Here is a 13,287-nt window from a genome sequence, read left to right as displayed (position 1 = left end):
GGCCGCAGAACCCTTTCGGTCCGGTTCGTGTCCAGCGGGAAACGCTACGAATTCGAGGACGTGCCAACCGAGGCCTTTGCCGCATTCCGGACTGCCTTCGCCAAGGCTCGCTTCTCCCGGCATGAACCTCAGGCGTCGCGTCACCGGCTTATTGCGAACCCTGGAAACGGGATCTTTCACGTCATCTCTCCCTCGCCGAGATAGAGCAGGATCAACAGGGCTTATCGTTCCTCATCGCGGAGAGAAGTTCGCGACCACGATTAGTTGGCAACGGAAGGGACGGGGGTGCTTGGAAACCGCCCTGGAACCCCGCGGCTGCGGATTGGTGCGGATAGCCTTGATCAGAAAAGGCGTTTTCTGAAGTACGTCAAGTTGTACCCGCCCGACGAGCAGCCTTGCTCTCCAGGCTTGTCGACGCCGCAGGCTGGCTGCGCCTCTTCGCCGACTTACGACCGCGGCTGGTCGCCCCAAGATCGGTGCCGTTTTGTCGTATCCGCGCCGCTTTGCAAATGAGCGCTCGGGTGTTGCTCGGCCCACGCCCGTCGAACGGAGAGGCTTGCAGCGACCGTGTGACGCGGCAAGCCTCTGGCCCTTCGACTCTAGCTCTGGCGGTTGTACCAGTCGTCAACGTTCTGGCGAACGCGATCTCTTTCGATACCGTAGCGCTCTTGTATGACGCCTTCCAGCTGATCGCGTTTTCCTGCGATTCGATCAAGGTCGTCATCGGTGAGTTTGCCCCATTGATCCTTCACCTTGCCCTTGAATTGCTTCCAGTTTCCTTCGACGCAATTCCAGTCCATGGTGACTGTGCTTTTCGTGGTTGGCCAGCATCAAGAACGACAAGAGGGTACGAAGGTTCCTGCCCTGAATTATGAAGAAACGCGCTCCGTCGGTTACTTCGTAACCGCCCATTCGGCAAAAGCGGGCGTGCCGCGCCGGCGTGATGCTTGGGCCATCATTGGTACCGCCGACGGCGGTCAAGCACGCGTAAGAGCGTTGCTATCGGGGCTCCTTGCGAAGATTGAGGTAAGTGCCATCGAACTCGGCGGCTCGAGCCAAGCGGTCCCAGTTCGTGATAGTCACCACCTTGCGTTCCCAGGTGATGAGGTCCGCGCGGCGCAATTCCATCAGCGTTCGATTGAGATGGACGATAGAGAGGCCGATAGTATCGGCCAGCATGCTCTGAGTGACCGGAAATTCGAACGACCGGCCGCGGGTCATTCCGACAACCTCCATGCGCAGGAACATCTCACAAATGAGATGCGCCAGATGGGCCCCCGCGGACCGGCGCCCGAGGCAGGCGATCCACACCCTCTGAATGGCGGCGTCCACCGCCAATACGGTCGACAGCACGCGGAACAAGTGCTGATGGCTGTCGGTGATCCGACGAAGCCTGTCATGTCCGATGAACGCCATGCGGGCCGGCGCAAGTGCAACTACATTGTGGTCCATCACGTGCAACAGGAATGCGTGCAGGTCCACGAAGTCGCCAGGAATATGGAGAGCCGTTATCTGGCGGCGGCCGTCGGCAAAGGTGACGGTTCGTCCGGTGATCCCCGCCACAATAACGCAACTCTCCTTGGGCTCGGAGTGCTCCGCGACGATCTCGTCGCCGACCTCGTAGTCACGTGTCCGCCAGGGACCGTCCTCAAGTATTGCTCGATCTCCGGGTGTGATATCGTCTCGCCGCTCCAGCACTTTGAACAAGGCGGAAATGTCGGTAACTGATCTGGTCGGCAGTGTCGTCTTACCGGGCAAGCAAAACCTCCTCAATGGCGAGAGCCGCTCAGAAAAGATCAGGTCGGGCCGAACCGGGTGCGACTACCTCGTATTCAGGGATTGATCACTTCCGACATCCGTAGAGCGTCGGGCCTCATAATCTCGTTCCTGGTGAGCCTTGTGGTAAACCCACGACCCAGCGGTATGTTCCGCGACTGTCTCGATTGGCGGCAATTCATATGCAAACCACTCGCCATAGCTGGCAGAGCTGCCGTCCTCTCTCTCACAACGCGCAGTGGCAAGCCCCGGTAGACAGTTGCGGCACGCCGCCGGCTGAAGCCGAGAGGCGCCTACTGATGCGAGAAGCACCTGCGCCGGTGCCGTTTCGGCGTGCCCTGGGTATGGTTGGGCATGGCAAATCGCTGCGAGCGCTCTGGACCTTTGCGAGCCGGCCTGTCACCGCAACGATTGTTCACGGGATCGCGATATGGGTGTGGCACATTCCGGTCCTGTTTGAGGCAGCGCTCGAGCATGGCGTGCTGCACTATGCGCAACATGCGAGCTTCCTCGGCACCGGCCTGCTCTTCTGGTGGGCGTTGCTGCCGCGCCGACGCCAACAGCAGGCTTATGGAAGTGCCGTAATGCATCTTTTCTTCACCTCCCTGCACACCGGCCTGCTCGGCGTCCTGCTTCTTCTATCGCCGAAGCTCTGGTACCCGGAGAATGCTGCCGGGGCGGCAGTGTGGAATTTGAGCCCGATCGAGGACCAGCAGCTTGCCGGGCTCGTTATGTGGGTCCCGGCCGGCCTTATCTATGGCGGGGCAGCGCTATTGCTGGCCGGCCTCTGGATAACGACGAGCGGAACCAGGAAGATCGCACATGCCCCCTGGCCCATCTAAATTGATCATCGCCGTGTGCATTCTGTTGGTCGTCGCGGGCGGCGCGCTCGCATTGTGGGCCGACCGAGTCCGTCGGGTGCAGCAAGAGGCGGACGCCGCTACCGGCGGCGTCGGTGCACGTGCGGTACCGATCATGCTGGCGAATGGCTGCGCCGGCTGCCACAAACCCATCGATCAGTTGCGGGACTTCGTCCGGTGAGCGCGACCAGAGTTGGCTCTGATGCTCAATCCCCACGTCGCCCAAATGCACCCCTGCGGTGCCAACCGGTGTGACGATGGGAAAAAATGCCGTTGAATGCGATCGCCGGACATCTGGATCCGCATCCAATCCGGGGATCGAGGACCCGTCGTTGATCCAATTACGCACATACCTGAGTTGGCAGGAAGTTTGTTGGAGTATCATCCTACGTCTCCTGAAAGGCTCGCGAGCGCCGTGCTTGGGAGCGGTCAGGACGTTCCTTCCGAACGCGCAATCTGGATGGCTTGGACTGCCTCCGGTCTCGAGCAGCGTTCGCCGGCAGATGATTTGGGAGGCAGCGCTAGAATTGTAAGGCCGATTGCACTATATGACTATCTACATGGTCAGGAGCGTGACATGGATGTGATCAATCTGGCGGATGCCAAAGCCCATCTGAGCGAGCTGGTTGACAGAGTCGAAGCGGGCGATTCGATCGACATCACTCGTCGGGGCAAGCCGGTCGCGCGGCTCATCGCCGTCGCCAAGCCGCGCAAGCCGATCGATGCCGCGCTGCTTCAATCGCTGACGGCAGCGATGCCGCCCCAGCCTCAGAGTGCCGCCGATCTCGTGCGGTCGATGCGGGATGGCGATCGCTATTGATGCTCTATCTCGACACGTCGCTGCTCGTCGCGGCGCTCTCCAACGAAGCGATGACGCCGCGGGTCCAGGCCTGGCTTGCGGAGCAGGACCCGGCGCAGCTCCTGATCAGCGACTGGACGGTCACGGAGATGTCGTCGGCCATGGCGATCAAGCTGCGGACCGGACAGATCAGCCTGGAGCAACGCGCGGCGGCGCTCGCCATGTTCAACAAGCTCGTTGCCGAGAGCTTCACCGTCCTGCCCGTGACGGGTGGGCAGTTCCGAGCGGCGGCGAGGTTTGCTGATCAGCATGCCCTTGGGCTCCGTGCCGGAGACGCGTTGCATCTCGCCATCGCATCGGAGCATGGCGCCACGGTGCACACGCTCGACCAGCGGCTTGCCGACGCCGGGCCGACGCTCGGTGTCCCGGCGCGGTTGCTGGCATAATCCGGAACTTCTCCAGCGGGACAGGTCTGCTCGGGAGCCGCCATGGCCGGTGACTGGTCCGACGAGCAGAACGATGCGATCGTGGCGGATTATATCGCGATGCTCGCGGACGACATCGCCGGGCGGCCATACAGCAAGGCCGAACATAGCCGCCTGCTACAGGAGATGATCGATCGGCCCCGCGGCTCGATCGAATACAAGCATCAGAACATCAACGCCGTGCACAAGGGCCTCGGCGAGGGCTGGATCCCAGGCTACAAGCCGGCCTTCATTTCCAAGCGTCACTCGTCGATGCGATGGTGCGCTGGCTCGATCGTCATCCGGATTGGCTCGCACCGGCCGCGCAGATGGTGATGGAGCCTTCGCCATCGGCGCTTCGGGACGAAGCGATGCTGTGGATCGGCTCACCCCCGACGCACAGCAACGCGCCGCCGCCCAAAGAACTTGAGCAGATGACCGCCATCGCCCGGAAGTACGACGTGGCTGAGCGTGATGCCCGCAATCGGGCTCTGGGCCGTGCTGGCGAGGAGCGCGTCCTCGCGCATGAGCGTGCCAGTCTGCTTGCCGCCGGCCGAACCGTTCTCGCCGAGCGCACCCTCTGGGTGGTGTCGCACCTGGATGATGACGGTGCCGGTTATGACGTTCTGAGCTTCGCCACCAACGGCAGCAATCGGCTGATTGAGGTGAAGACGACCAATGGATGGGAGCGGACGCTGTTTCACATCACGCGCAATGAGCTGGCCGTTGCGGAGGAGCGGCGCAGTGATTGGCCGCTAGTGCGGTTGTGGAATTTTGCGCGGGAGCCGAAGGCGTTCGAATTACTGCCGCCGCTGGAGGCACATGTGTCGCTGATGGCGACCAGCTATCAGGCGAACTTCATACAGTGGGCCGTGAGCCGTCTGTCGGCTTTCGGGGCGAAGACGTGGTAGCTGCTGTAACCACACAGGCGGGCGCGGACGCGGTGTGAGCGGGTTGCACTGTTGGGTTGAATGACCGGTTGCGCACGGAGGCCGGCAGGGGAAGGCATTCCCCTGCCGGGAGACCCGCAACGTCCTCTTCGGCTTGGCCAGACGACGCAGACGTTCCTGTCTCGTGCCGTGGCCGACAGTGACAGCGCCAAACGATGATGATCGTACGGCTGCCCGTGATTTGCAGGTGGCCGAGAAGAAAGGCCATCTCCGCCGCCAGACCGGACGCTTTCAGGGCCGGTCAACCACGTGTTCCCTTGCGCTTGCTGCCTTGGGATAGTTCTGCCGCGCAAGGACGGAGGAACCTGCCCGATGGCAGGATAGGCTCGCATGCTTCGACGGGCTCTTATGTGGAACAAAGCTGGCCAGCTGCGGTTTCGTACAGCAGCCGGGCGCGGTGCAAGTTAACGCGCCGTGCTGCTGGGTCGCAGGGCCCAGCCAAGAGCCCGCTCCTCCTCCCTCAGGGGCGGGCTCTTTTCCTCAAGGCAACCGAATACCGATCCTCAGTACGCGGAGGGCCACATGAAACAACGTCTCTCAGATCTCAGCGCAATGGCCGAACCCGGTTTCTGGATAGCCTTTGGGTCTTTTGGTACTGCCTTACGCCGTTGGAGTATTCTCCCCGATTAAGACATGCCATTGCCTTTGATCGCCCGGCTCTGGCCACCCCAAGCTGATCTGAATAAACAACTTGATAATTCCCGGGGGCCCACCGCCACTGGGCGGCTTGGGTCCAGCCAAGGCGTTGCGCTCACGCAAAAAGACGGAGGCTAAATTGCATCGGCCGATGAACTCGCGCGCGAATATTTAGCAGATCGCCGGGCGTTTGGCTTTGCACGGCTGCTCCCATTTCCGGCGAACCATAGCATCTTAGCCATTCGATAGCCGCGGCAGGCCCCGACTAGCCGGCGCTCGCCCTCAGCACCTTCCACAAAGCACTAAAGTTGCGAGTGCAGCCTGCTGGCCAGCCAGTCCGTTACCTTTTCTGCCAGGGGGCGCGTTTGCCATTCGCTCAAACTGATCTGCCTGGATCGTTCGAGATCCTGATTGAACAGGTCGATCTGCGTTGTCGCAAAATCCTGACCGTAGACATTGAGGGTCGCTTCGTCGTTTAGTCGCAAAGAGCGCTCGTCCAGGTTGGCAGAACCAAAGCTCGTCCAGACGTCGTCAACGATCAGGAGTTTGGGATGATACATCGTTGGCTGAAACTCGAAGATCCGAACCCCGGCTTTGAGTAGGTCGCCCCAGAAGTATCGTGAGCCTTTTCGAACCAGTGGCACGTCCGTGAGGCGATTGGGCACGATCACATCGACTGCCACCCCACGCTTCCTGGCGTCCAAGATCTGCTGAAGGGCAATATCGTCGGGCACGAAATAGGCCATTCCAATGCGAAGATGATCCTTGGCGGCAGCCATCGCCGCCAGCATCATCAGTTCCATGTTCTCCGAGCCGTTCGGTTGCGAAGAAAGGATCAGCTGAGCACCAAGCGCTCCTGCTGGCTCGGGTGGCGGGTAGAACTTTTCACCCTGCAATGTCTCACCGGCCGTCTCCAACCAGTTTTCGGCGAACGCTGCCTGAAAGGCAGAGACTGCGGGGCCTTTGACTTGGTAGTGCGTGTCGCGCCACTCATCTGGGTTGCGGGCGTCTCCAAGCCAGTTATCGGCAATACCGACGCCGCCGGTAAACGCGACCCGTCCGTCAACGATGAGCAGCTTGCGATGGGTCCGATTGTTTATGCGATCCAAGGTGTACCAATGGATCGGCCTATAACGTTGGAACCGCACGCCAGCGCTTGTCATGGTCTGGATCAGATATTCATCGAACGGCAAGCTGCCCACCCAGTCGACGAGTACACGGACCTCGACACCATCCCTGGCTTTGTGTGCCAACGCAGCCGCGAACTCATAACCGACGACGCCGGACCAATAAATATAAGTCTCCAAATCTATTGTAGATTTAGCCCCCTCGATCGCCTGCAGCATCGACGGAAAGATTTCATCCCCGTTGACAAGGGTTTGCACCGCATTCGCCCCGAACAGCTGTCCTTGCGAATAACTGCTCATGCTGCCTGCGAACTGTGGATCCGACGCATCGAAACGATGCGGGACAATCGTTCGCAAAACGCGTGGCTCGGGCGCTAAGTTTATGGCCAGCACGGTGATCAGACTGGCGATAAGCGCGGCGGCTGCGTATCTGAGGTACGGCAATAGACGGCCCAGCTTTTGGCCAAACCTTACCGGCTTGGCGCCAGCCAGGAGCGCCACGAAATCGGAAAGGCTCACGTCAATCGCCGTGCTGTTTATGGTTGCGATGTTTTTCGATTTCCTCAGGTTCTTCCTTGTCAATTCGCGTGATGTTCGATGCCGAGCTATTTGCTCGCAACATCTCATCCAGTTTGGCATGGATCGCTTGAGTGTCGCGGTGCTCTGCTCTTTGAATGAACAGCGTCATAGCCCAAGTGAAGAGGGTAGCCGCCCCGTGCCAATTCAAACTTTCCCGATCGAAAACGAGCCAAAGAGCCGCGTAAGCTAGCAGCACCAGGAATGCCGCGGGGCGAGAGGTCAGCGTGCCGATTGAGGTGAGCACACTCGTGATCGGGTGATTTGCCATCACCCAAGAACTTTCGAGCGTGACGCAGGTTCCCCCTCTGGCAAGCACTGCAACGCATGCCGGCGGAGCCCAGCGCGGGCCCTCGCCCCCGCAGTGGCCGCACCGAATGTTCCATCGGCGCGGCGTCGTATCATCATTTAACACTGCCTGGGCGCCTTCCCATCTCACCTTGTCGGAAGCAACAAACGACCGCTTTTCAAATCGACCAAGCAAGCCGGTCGGGCGATGGCCTGCACCAGCCGCGTTTCGACAAAGCGTTGCATCCTTCGTGCGAAATCCGCGTTGAGAGATGGATCATTGAAGGTGGTGCTCCCATGGACTCCAAACCGGCCTTTCCTCACGCCGAAACGGCTACGGCGCAAGACGCTGAAATCCTCGTGAATAAAACGGCACATTTCGTCGAGGAATGGATCGATGAGCACAAGGTCGAAGTGCCCGCCGCAGTGCCAACCGAAATAGCTGCCAAGAGGATGGCGGATCAATGTATCTCCGATGCCGAAAGCGAAGGGATACTGGCCGATGAGATCAACGACGAAGTCGGCGACCTTAAGGATTACATCGCCGAGACTGTGCTCGGGGAAGATGGCTCAGACAACGATAGTCCTGAGGAACCGGCTGTCGCGACGTCGTCCGAATCAGACCGTGGAGATGCGAATGCCGAAATTCCGCTTTGAATTCATAGAGACCACCGCGCAACCCGCAATTCAGGCGAGATGGAAAATCTTGCTGCCGCCCAGGCGGAGGCGAAAAGAGCAGCGAAGGAAGCGATGCTCGACGGGATTGCCGCAGGTATGGATCCGACATGCTGGGTGACCAACTGCCCCGTTTTCGGAGAACCTGCCAACTGAGCGCAGATAAAAATGGCGGGCTGGGTCGAAGCGCAGCCCGCCTATAGAACCGGGCTTTATCGCTAGTGTAAGACGTCGACGATCTGATGGGTATCTGGATCGACAAGGACGGTCTGATCATTAATCACCGCTACCCGGTATTTGACGTTAGGAACTTCGCGCAGTTCAACTTTGTCCGGCACTGATGAGCCCAGCTTAAGCTCCACGCCCAACAGGTTGACCGACGCCAAGGGCTGCTTTTTCACATATTCGCGGACAACTGTCTCCTGCTCTGGCTGGACAACGACGACGTCCTGCGCAGCAGCAACGCCGATTCCAGCAACCAGCAACAACGCGGCAGTGGCGCCAGTGACATGTATTCTCATGATTTATTTCCTCTTTGTGGGCTGAGCGCAGGATGCCTCGGCCCTAAGCTGAACGTGAGGAAATCGGAAACGTTCCTCTGACAGGACTTCAGTCTGACACCCCGCTGAGAAAGAGCGCGGCCGATCGGCATCGAAGCTGAGAGGCACGGCGCCCATCGTCGATCTGAGGAACGGCGCCGGAGTGGAAAGCAGCCCGACGGCGGGACGACGTCGCCGGAACTGGAGCCGTCAGCGTTCGCGCGCAATCGCAGCGCGCAATCGTTGGCGGTTCTGCTGCGTCTGCTGGTAAGAAACCGCACGCGATAGTCGACCCGCTGCTCTGACAGGAAGGGCTTGCAGCGCTGCCGCTTGGGATAGATCATTTCTGCGCGACTGGTCAGAATCCGGCGGCCAACAGTTCGATGCATCCGCTTAGTACAATTCCCAAGATCCGTCGGATACCGGTACTCTGATCACGAGGCGCCAAAGTGTGTGCGTTTCGGGCACTATTCCGGCTCGCAGGCTACTTCCTCTTGCGAACTACGGCTTCTGCCTGCGCCGGCGCCTTCTGAATGTTGGCGGCGCGGCCCATGTCCCCATTCTTCGTGCGCCCGGCCCCAGGGCCTGCTCCAATATCGGCACCGGTGGTTGGATCGGAAGAGGGATCCGAGAGTGTCCGCTCCGCCATCTTGGCAGCGACTTTCTTGTCTTTGGCATTGAGCTTGACCGTTGCACTCCCGTCTCCGCCATCAATGGGCATGACGTCCTCGAGATCGTCGATGCGGTCCCATTCGTCTCCCGAATTCCAGGGCCCGGTGGCGTCGCCCTCTCCTTGCGAGGTGTTGACGTAAATGCTGGCAAACTTCTCGATGCCCGGGAGCTTGCCCGACGGAAAGTTGTTTTCTATCGCATAGAGCGCTTTTTCAACGACTTTTGGTGGGCGACCTCACGCAGCTACTATCCCTCGATCGCCGCGGTGTGCCGGCGCCTGCAGATCAACCGCCAGCAGTTCAACAAATAGCTGAGCGGCCAGACCTGGCCGTCCCGTCGCAACATGCGCAAGATCTGCGACTTCTTCGGCGTGAGCGAAGGCGAGCTTTTGATGGACCAGCAGCGCTTTGCCGAGATCGTCGGGCTGCGCCGCCGCCCACTCGGCGTCCATGCGCCGTCGGACATGCTGGTGCATATGGAGCAGCTCTATCAGCGTTCCGGCGATGTCGGGCGCTATGTCGGCTACTATTTCCGCTATTTCTACTCGTTCGGCTATTCCGGCAAGATCATCAAATGCCTGGTCGTGATCTACGAAAAGGAAGGTCGCTATTTCTGGAAATGCATGGAAAGGCTCGTCCATTTCGGCAAATATGGCGTGAAGACCTCGAAATATTCGGCCGCCCTGCTGCTGCTCGGCGATCGCATATTCGCGCTCGAATCCGAAACCCTGCTCAAGACCAGCATCACCCAGGTGATCCTCTATCCGAGCTACCAGACGAGCGTCGCCTATCTGGTCGGCATCCAGACGGGCATGCCCCTTTTACGGGGCGGAGACCCGCAGCCTCGGTCGTGCTTCTGGAATATCTCGGCCGCTCCGTCGACCAGCGCAAGGCGCTGCAAGCGTGCGGCCTGTTCGACGAAACCGATCCGGCCATCGATGCAGGCATTCGCGCTATGATCACTAACCGCATACCGGCGGGCACATTCGTGCTCGAAACCGAGGAGGTGTAGCCTGCTTCCCCGGATACGTCGTCACTCCACGCCGCAACACCAGCTGGCAGCGAACAGCACGAGACCGCCATGAAGAACGGACGCGATTGCGGCCGGTCATAGTTCGCAATAGCTGCTTGTCGCCCCAGGTTCCAGCGTCTCCTGTCGTGCGACCAAGCCCCTGCCGTTCATACAAACGATGTGCATTTTGGACAGTAAGCCGAACAGCAAACGGCCCCGACGGGCGTAAACCCGGTCTCAATGCCGTCGTGGTCGTTTCGCTCCTTACGTTGCATCCCGACACCGTATGTCGGTGAACGGTTACCTACGTTGCGGTCGCGGAAGTTGGAACGGCGGCAATTGCCGGCTGATCATGGAAGCGGATATTACGATGTAAGCGGTCGGACAATTTTGCCGTATCTCTAGATCGTCGGAACGCAGTTCAAGCTGGTCATCGACTGCGCCGCCGCGCCTTTCGAGCCGTGCAATTCTGATTGGCGCTCCGCCACGCCCGGCTTCTCGTCAACAGCCGCTGGATAGTGTCCCTCAAAAGGATTGTAGTAAAATGACCTCGATCCGAGCCAGCCCGAAGAAGCCTCGAACGCCTGTGGAGGCTATGTCGGCCGATCTAGATTGCCTATCCGCATGCTAACGCTTGCGCAACAAAGCCGGCACAACGTCGTGGAAGGCGATTCCCTGATTGCGGTGTTCACCCCCGGTAGTCGCTGCAAACCATGCGGCCGCAGCGCCAAGTGCGGAGCCCGCGGCCGTCGCGAAGCTGAATATGGCCGTTATGTTGGCTGAAAGGCGCACGGTCGTTTCGTTGAGTTGCGCGTCAGCGGGATTGACCACTGCATCCGCGCCTTTTCGGGCAATCATCGCAAAGAAAAACGCCGCTCCGAGTGTCGCCAGAGCCCAGACCGCGATGCCATGTATGCCATCGCGGAATTCGCTCTCATTTGCGTCGCTGTCCTCCCAGCGCGTGCGCATGCGTCCAGCTACATAACCGCCGGCTGCGGAACTTGCTACGGCCACGACGACTACCCATAGCCCGGCCGCCAGCACGTTCCAAGAAGCGCCGCCGTTGGGCAGAGTAGGAGAACCCAGCGCCAAGCCGGCACTCGATCCGAATTGCAAAAGAACCACTGAGATGGCGCAAGCGATGATCCCGCCGCCAAATATGTCCCCCCATTCAAGATAGGACGATGCAGCCACCCTTGGGCTAACTGCAGGGCTTTCGGGTACTGTGTCGGCCATGATCTTACCGTAGTCCAAGGAATGACAGAACGAACAGAACGATCACGACGAGACCCACGAGATATATTATTCCGTTCACGACGTTCTCCCCTGATTGCGAATAGACGAACAACGTGTCCGGGATGTTTTGGTTGCAAGAGAACTGTCCCGGAAATCTGAAGGTCTGCGACAAGTGCAAAGTGTGCTGAGATCGGCACCCCCGACCACCTCTACAACCCTCGGCACTCGACGCTAGGCTATCTGAGCCCCGTCGAATTCGAGGAGAAAGCAGTGCTAGCTTAACGGCGTGGCCGAAAAACCGGCAGCAGGCCAAATGGCATGTGCTGGAACCCCTGTCCGCTCCTACAAATCTGGTCGGCACAAACGGGACGGTTGATGAAGGGAAGGAACCGACTTCGAGGCAGACAGCGAGATCTGTCTCGTTTCACGACGTTGGGCTGTAGCGGAGCAATTTGAAGCAATCGCCGCTTGCCGACGTCAATTGCATCAGGAAATGCTTCGACCGATCGATCCACTCCTGATGCGACTTGACGTCCGCTTCAATCTCATCGACTGGTCTAAGTTTGACGAAGCCACGCCCGTTGCTGAAAAGCCGGCATGCACGGGCGAGAATTCTCCTGCTGCGCAGGCGCAACAGATCGGCATCATAAAAGATATCCAGCACCTCCTGCTTGATCTTCCGCTCCAGACGGGCGATCATCCGCCCCCTCGCCCCCTCGCCCCCTCCGCTCCAGGCTTCGTGCTTTTCGGCGGGCGATTCTGAGTTCAGCGACCGTTGCGTGCCACCAGCCCCTGTCCGTTTCTGACGATCCGGCAGCACGCCGGGCCGGCCATGTTCCGATCAATTCAGCCAGTGTCGCCGGCCGCCAACGGCCCCAAACAAGATCGATGTGCGCACCCACCAAGTGCGGATAGGACGCTGTCAAATCCGCGGTTCGACAGATTCATTAGTGATTTCGGTAAAGATGACGATACCGCATTGCTGCGTTGCCACAGCCTTGCCAACAGGAGGTAAATCATCAGGTGGCAGGGGATAGCGATGCCGCCTGCGTTCAGCATGCCGCAACTTGGCGGCCTTATATTCCTCCGAATTTCTGGACGCTTCCCTTCGCCGCTTCCTCTTCTCTGGTTCCGCCCGGTGGGCGGACCTTTCGATGCTTGGCCAGCGGCGCCTCAACTCCTCGTAGGAGCGAAAAGGCACCTTCCAAGCCCGCAGTTCGCCATCCCAGCTGGCCCATGGAACGGCTTGCATTTCCTCAACAACCGCTCGCGATAGGGCGTGCGGATGCGCAGGTCGTCGGCGATTGCCAGATACCGGCTCGATAGAGGCTCGAAGGCGAAGGCGTCTCGTCCCTTGGCGTCATCATGCGCTGCGCGCGGAGCCGCCTCTTGTGCTAACCAGCGCTGGATCCGCCGCGACGCGCTTTTTCCCGGCACGAACCAACTCCTGCGCTCGTAGCTCCACCTGGCCCGCGGAAGTACCTGTCGAAACCGCTCAATCGCCTTTCGATCGTACGCAAAGCGCGCTTCGCACCAGGAATTGGCCGCGGTGCGGCAGGGCGGTCGGAATCTTCCATCAGATTGCGAATGGCAGCAATGCTCATAAAGAACGCGGCGCAGGCCATTTGGGCTCAACAACGCCACCGCGGGCTTCTATGTCACAGCCGCGAGCGGCCGC

Annotated in this window: 17 protein-coding genes; 9 read left to right on the top strand and 8 right to left on the bottom strand. The window is 59.8% G+C overall.

The features are described from left to right. The first annotated feature begins 27 nt into the window (after window positions 1-27). Window positions 28-204 carry a hypothetical protein gene (locus tag FJ964_RS29120; protein ID WP_246676230.1) on the top strand — a complete coding sequence of 59 codons (177 nt, stop codon included), beginning with the start codon at window positions 28-30 and terminating at the stop codon, window positions 202-204. 395 nt (window positions 205-599) lie between these two features. On the opposite strand, the gene FJ964_RS29115 is transcribed toward FJ964_RS29120, so the two are convergent. Together FJ964_RS29115 and FJ964_RS29110 are read right to left on the bottom strand one after the other, a co-directional pair. After that, a complete protein-coding gene (locus tag FJ964_RS29115; protein ID WP_140554033.1) occupies window positions 600-800 on the bottom strand; it encodes a CsbD family protein in 201 nt (66 codons plus the stop codon). A gap of 199 nt (window positions 801-999) precedes the next feature. After that, a complete protein-coding gene (locus FJ964_RS29110) occupies window positions 1,000-1,758 on the bottom strand; it encodes a Crp/Fnr family transcriptional regulator (protein ID WP_140554032.1) in 759 nt (252 codons plus the stop codon). Window positions 1,759-2,096: 338 nt separating this feature from the next. Between FJ964_RS29110 and FJ964_RS29105 the strand changes: the two genes are divergently transcribed. The 6 genes from FJ964_RS29105 (at window position 2,097) to FJ964_RS29085 (ending at window position 4,810) form a co-directional block, all read left to right on the top strand. Next, window positions 2,097-2,618 carry a cytochrome c oxidase assembly protein gene (locus tag FJ964_RS29105; protein ID WP_246676229.1) on the top strand — a complete coding sequence of 174 codons (522 nt, stop codon included), beginning with the start codon at window positions 2,097-2,099 and terminating at the stop codon, window positions 2,616-2,618. Between the two features lies 1 nt (window position 2,619). Next, window positions 2,620-2,817: a hypothetical protein gene (locus FJ964_RS29100; protein ID WP_140554031.1), complete on the top strand. Its 198-nt coding sequence runs from the start codon at window positions 2,620-2,622 to the stop codon at window positions 2,815-2,817. 396 nt (window positions 2,818-3,213) lie between these two features. Then, window positions 3,214-3,456 carry a type II toxin-antitoxin system Phd/YefM family antitoxin gene (locus FJ964_RS29095; protein ID WP_140554029.1) on the top strand — a complete coding sequence of 81 codons (243 nt, stop codon included), beginning with the start codon at window positions 3,214-3,216 and terminating at the stop codon, window positions 3,454-3,456. Further along, the gene (locus FJ964_RS29090) at window positions 3,456-3,881 is read left to right on the top strand and encodes a type II toxin-antitoxin system VapC family toxin (RefSeq protein WP_140554028.1); all 426 of its coding nucleotides are present in this window, start codon (window positions 3,456-3,458) and stop codon (window positions 3,879-3,881) included. The genes FJ964_RS29095 and FJ964_RS29090 overlap by 1 nt, the downstream gene beginning before the upstream one ends. A gap of 42 nt (window positions 3,882-3,923) precedes the next feature. After that, window positions 3,924-4,235, top strand: coding sequence for a hypothetical protein (locus FJ964_RS31580; RefSeq protein WP_224629009.1), 312 nt, complete (start codon window positions 3,924-3,926; stop codon window positions 4,233-4,235). Then, the gene (locus FJ964_RS29085) at window positions 4,178-4,810 is read left to right on the top strand and encodes a DUF3883 domain-containing protein (protein WP_224629010.1); all 633 of its coding nucleotides are present in this window, start codon (window positions 4,178-4,180) and stop codon (window positions 4,808-4,810) included. The genes FJ964_RS31580 and FJ964_RS29085 overlap by 58 nt, the downstream gene beginning before the upstream one ends. Before the next feature lie 977 nt (window positions 4,811-5,787). Here FJ964_RS29085 and FJ964_RS29080 read toward each other — a convergent pair. Both FJ964_RS29080 and FJ964_RS29075 read right to left on the bottom strand, forming a co-directional pair. Beyond that, window positions 5,788-7,131, bottom strand: a complete 1,344-nt coding sequence (locus tag FJ964_RS29080) for a phospholipase D-like domain-containing protein (protein ID WP_224629011.1) — start codon at window positions 7,129-7,131, stop codon at window positions 5,788-5,790. Window position 7,132: 1 nt separating this feature from the next. Then, complete coding sequence (locus tag FJ964_RS29075) at window positions 7,133-7,459, bottom strand: low affinity iron permease family protein (RefSeq protein ID WP_140554026.1); 327 nt, start codon at window positions 7,457-7,459, stop codon at window positions 7,133-7,135. A gap of 314 nt (window positions 7,460-7,773) precedes the next feature. On the opposite strand from FJ964_RS29075, the gene FJ964_RS31130 reads away from it, so the two are divergent. Continuing rightward, entirely contained in the window at window positions 7,774-8,133 is a 360-nt protein-coding gene (locus tag FJ964_RS31130; RefSeq protein WP_181172653.1) for a DUF768 domain-containing protein, read from the top strand. A gap of 236 nt (window positions 8,134-8,369) precedes the next feature. Here FJ964_RS31130 and FJ964_RS29065 read toward each other — a convergent pair whose 3' ends face one another. Next, window positions 8,370-8,672, bottom strand: a complete 303-nt coding sequence (locus tag FJ964_RS29065; protein WP_140554023.1) for a DUF1236 domain-containing protein — start codon at window positions 8,670-8,672, stop codon at window positions 8,370-8,372. Window positions 8,673-9,174: 502 nt separating this feature from the next. Beyond that, window positions 9,175-9,411, bottom strand: a complete 237-nt coding sequence (locus FJ964_RS29060) for a hypothetical protein (protein ID WP_348642868.1) — start codon at window positions 9,409-9,411, stop codon at window positions 9,175-9,177. Between the two features lie 294 nt (window positions 9,412-9,705). Between FJ964_RS29060 and FJ964_RS29055 the strand changes: the two genes are divergently transcribed. Then, the gene (locus FJ964_RS29055) at window positions 9,706-10,320 is read left to right on the top strand and encodes a hypothetical protein (protein WP_140554021.1); all 615 of its coding nucleotides are present in this window, start codon (window positions 9,706-9,708) and stop codon (window positions 10,318-10,320) included. A 680-nt stretch (window positions 10,321-11,000) separates the two neighbouring features. On the opposite strand, the gene FJ964_RS29050 is transcribed toward FJ964_RS29055, so the two are convergent. Then, window positions 11,001-11,609, bottom strand: coding sequence for a hypothetical protein (locus FJ964_RS29050; RefSeq protein WP_140554019.1), 609 nt, complete (start codon window positions 11,607-11,609; stop codon window positions 11,001-11,003). 424 nt (window positions 11,610-12,033) lie between these two features. Then, window positions 12,034-12,309 carry a hypothetical protein gene (locus FJ964_RS29045; protein WP_224713363.1) on the bottom strand — a complete coding sequence of 92 codons (276 nt, stop codon included), beginning with the start codon at window positions 12,307-12,309 and terminating at the stop codon, window positions 12,034-12,036. Between the last annotated feature and the right edge of the window lie 978 nt (window positions 12,310-13,287).

The organism is Mesorhizobium sp. B2-3-2 (genome assembly GCF_006442295.1).
Classification (GTDB): Bacteria; Pseudomonadota; Alphaproteobacteria; order Rhizobiales; family Rhizobiaceae; genus Mesorhizobium.
This window is presented reverse-complemented; position numbering and strand designations above follow the sequence as displayed.